Annotated in this window: 5 protein-coding genes and 1 pseudogene; all 6 read left to right on the top strand. The window is 41.2% G+C overall.

What is annotated here, in order from left to right; all coding sequences use genetic code 11:
* Window positions 1-570 (top strand): dTDP-glucose 4,6-dehydratase (locus I656_RS00920; RefSeq protein ID WP_020756769.1); only part of this gene is annotated, 570 nt, incomplete at its 5' end.
* Window positions 567-1,409, top strand: coding sequence for a dTDP-4-dehydrorhamnose reductase (rfbD, locus tag I656_RS00925; RefSeq protein ID WP_020756768.1), 843 nt, complete (start codon window positions 567-569; stop codon window positions 1,407-1,409). The genes I656_RS00920 and rfbD, both read left to right, overlap by 4 nt.
* A 189-nt stretch (window positions 1,410-1,598) precedes the next feature.
* On the top strand, window positions 1,599-1,715 hold the full coding sequence (locus tag I656_RS20040; RefSeq protein WP_369770210.1) for a hypothetical protein: 117 nt from the start codon (window positions 1,599-1,601) through the stop codon (window positions 1,713-1,715).
* Window positions 1,716-1,768: 53 nt separating this feature from the next.
* Window positions 1,769-1,891, top strand: coding sequence for a hypothetical protein (locus I656_RS19530; RefSeq protein ID WP_235048670.1), 123 nt, complete (start codon window positions 1,769-1,771; stop codon window positions 1,889-1,891).
* 87 nt (window positions 1,892-1,978) lie between these two features.
* Window positions 1,979-3,427 (top strand): IS66-like element ISBst12 family transposase, encoded by a 1,449-nt coding sequence (locus I656_RS00930; protein ID WP_012748948.1) that lies wholly within the window; start codon window positions 1,979-1,981, stop codon window positions 3,425-3,427.
* A 10-nt stretch (window positions 3,428-3,437) separates the two neighbouring features.
* Window positions 3,438-3,794: pseudogene (locus I656_RS0116895) on the top strand (hypothetical protein); the annotation flags it as partial.

Below are 3,794 nucleotides of genomic sequence, written 5' to 3'. Positions count from 1 at the left end.
CCTTATTCGGCAAGTAAGGCTGGTGGAGACCTACTTGTAAGAGCGTATCATGAAACATATGGACTAAATGTGAACATTACGAGATGTTCTAATAACTATGGACCATATCACTTTCCTGAAAAACTCATTCCGTTAATGATCACGAATGCTCTGGAAGGAAAAGAACTTCCGATTTACGGTGACGGTCAAAATATTCGTGATTGGTTGCATGTTAAAGACCATTGCACAGCGATTGATTTAGTGATTCATAAAGGTAGACCTGGGGAAGTATACAATATCGGCGGACATAATGAACGGACAAATAATGAAATTGTACATTTCATCGTTGAAAAACTTGGTGTATCAAAAGATTTAATTAAATATGTAGCCGATCGTCCAGGGCATGATCGTCGTTATGCAATTGATCCAACGAAAATTATGACAGAGCTTGGCTGGAAGCCACAATATACCTTTGAAAAGGGTATTGTTGAAACGATCCAATGGTATATTGACAACCAAGAATGGTGGAAAAATATTAAATCCGGTGAATATATGAACTACTATCAAAAACAGTATGGTGACAGGCTATGAAAGTGGTTGTAACAGGTGCAAAAGGTCAGCTTGGTACAGATTTAGTCCATTTACTCGCTGATAGAGGGTATAAAGTTTATGGTTATGGACGAGACGAGTTAGATATAACAAACTTTGAGCAAGTAAAACAGGTTATTAGTGAAGTTAACCCTGATGTTGTCATTCATGCTGCAGCGTATACAAAAGTTGATTTAGCAGAATCAGAGCCAGATCAAGCATTTTTAATTAATGCTTATGGAACAAGGAATGTTGTTGTTGCGTCGGAAGCAATAGGGGCAAAACTTGTCTATGTCAGTACGGACTATGTCTTTGATGGAACAGCGAATGTGCCATATAATGAGTTTGCTCCAACAAATCCACTTAGTGTATACGGTAAAAGCAAATTAGCCGGGGAACAGTTTGTTCGCGACTTACACTCTAAGTTTTTCATTGTCAGGACTTCTTGGGTCTATGGAAAGCATGGAAATAATTTCGTTAAAATAATGTTAAAATTGGCTCAAGAACGAGATGAGTTAATGGTCGTACATGATCAAATTGGTTGTCCAACGTATACAGTAGATTTAGCCAATTGCATTTTAGAACTAATTCAAACAGAAAAGTATGGCATTTATCATGTTTCTAATTCGGGACATTGTTCTTGGTATGAGTTTGCGAAAGCGATTTTTGAGGAAGCTGGGATTGAGGTTAAAGTAAATCCTTGCACAACAAAAGATTTTCCAAGACCAGCCCCAAGACCGGCTTATTCGGTGTTAGATCATATGGCTCTTCAATTAAATGGGTTTAGGGAAATGAGAGAATGGAGGGTAGCATTAGCTCATTGTCTAAAATTCTTAGTATAATTATAGGTCTTGACCAATTATTTAATACAGTTTTATTAGTGTAAAAGCCAAAGGTAAGGTGTAACCGACCAACAAAATTGAATATTTCTGCTAAAAGTTATTTTGAAGGGACAAAAATTGATGATAATTTGACTATTCAAGATAATGTTGTGATTAGCAAACAATCGATGCGCGTAAAAACCATCGATATTGTTGGAAACGAAACAACTTCTGCCAGTTGTCATCGGTTCAGGAGTAATAATCGGGACTTCGGCAATTATTTATGCAAATGTGGAAATTGGTGATGAAGTATCATTGCTGATTTAGCGACCATTCGTGAGCGGGTAACGATTGGAGAAAGAACCATTGTTGGTCAAGACGTGACAATCGAAAATGACTGTAAAATAGGTAAATACTGCAAATTAGAAACAAACTGCTATATTACAGCTTATTCAGAATTAGGTGATTATGTATTTATTGCTCCTTGTGTTGTTACGACGTAACTATTCAGCCACATCATAAAGTGAGCTGAATATTTTCTTCTTTCCTTGTCTATGATGTGAATATTGATAGACAAGGAGGTGAATCGCATGTTGATGGTACAACAAGCTGTATTTACAGTTGAGAGCTTAATCGGCAAAGTTCAACAACAAAAACAGCTCATTCATCAACTCATTCAAGAAAATGAACATTTGCGTCACGAAAACAAACAACTACGCAAAGAAAATGAACAACTGAAGTACCGTGTTCAAGAGCTGGAAGCACGCACGAAAAAAAACAGCTCCAATAGCCATTTGCCCCCATCTTCTGACCGTTTTGAGAAAAAGCGTTCCTCCCGCGAGCCGTCTGGCAAAAAGCCTGGTGGGCAAGAGGGACATGAGGGGAAGACGCTCCGTCAAGTGGAACATCCACATCATCGTGTCGTCCACCGTGTGCATACGTGTCAAGGATGTGGAGCTTCTTTGCGTGAAGTCAAACCGTTCAAAGTCGATATCCGTCAAGTGTTTGATGTCCCTCCTGTGGCGATCGAGGTGACACAACATGAACGTGAAGTGAAATCGTGTCCACATTGTCGATGCGTGCAACAAGCCGAATTCCCATCCCATGTCACGAATCATGTGCAATACGGTCCACGGCTCACGGCGCTCGTTGTTTATTTACATCATATCCAATTGATCCCGTACAAGCGTTTAAGTGATACAATCGAAGCGTTATATCAACACTCGATTAGTACGGGAACTCTTGCCAATATGGTGAAACGAGGACGCGAATTGTTGGAATCAAATATGGACATCATCGAAGACGCCTTACTTGAATCCAACATCCTGCATGTCGATGAAACGAGTTTGCGCATCAATGGGAAACTCGCATGGGTGCATGTCGCGTGTACATCGAGATATACATACTTGGCTCCTCACGCTTCTCGTGGAAAGAAAGCAACGGATGAGATCGGGGTTCTTCCACAATACAAAGGGACGATGATGCATGATGCATTCGGTACGTATCCGAGATACACGAAAGCCACACATGCTCTTTGTCATGCCCATCATTTACGTGAGCTAAAAGGCTTCACCGAACAAGGGCATACGTGGGCGATGCGCATGACCACGTTTCTGTTAGCCGCCAAACAGGCAGTCGAAGCCCATCACGGTGCACTTTCCGAAGAAGAAGCGAGACGGTGGGAACGAGTGTATGATCGCATCCTAGAAAGAGCACAACACCGATTAGAAACGATGACGCCTCTTCCGAAAAAAGCACTCGCTTTTGTTCGACGCCTTCAAAAACGAAAGGAAGAAGCGCTGCGTTTCTTACGTGAAGTACATGTTCCCTTTGATAACAACCAAGCCGAACGCGATCTTCGCATGGTCAAAGTCAAAGAGAACATTTCGGGTACGTTTCGCGAAGAAACATTCGCGCAGTCGTTTTGCATCGCAAGAAGCATCGTTTCCACACTGACGAAACACGAAAAAAACGTGTGGGATTCGTTATGTCTTCTGTTGGCAGGCGAAACGATCGATCGAGTTCTTTCCGCTACCTAGGGCATTTTCTATGACCGAAATGCCCTATTTGTGCTGGGCTTTTTTATACACTAGCACTGGGGTGAATAGTTACGTTACGACAAATGATAATTATATGGCTCGAAGTAAAGAGCGTTTTGGAAAATTTAAAGGTGTGACTGCGAAAAAAGGGGAACGCATAGGTGTTAACGCTACTATTCTTCCTAGAAAGGTGATCAAAGAGGGTGGCGCTGTGGCAACCGGGAGCGTAGTCACTAAAGATGTAGAGAAAGAAGAATTAGTGGCAGGAGTTTCGGCAAGGAAATTAAGGAATGTTCCAGAGGATCAATTGTTAAGAAAATCAGGATTAAGTCAGCTTATGATTTTTTACCCGAGTTCGACAGTGACT

It is taken from the genome of Geobacillus sp. WSUCF1 (assembly GCF_000422025.1).
Classification (GTDB): Bacteria; Bacillota; Bacilli; order Bacillales; family Anoxybacillaceae; genus Geobacillus; species Geobacillus zalihae.
The sequence above is the reverse complement of the archived record's forward strand: the minus strand, read 5'-3'. Positions and strand labels throughout refer to the sequence as shown.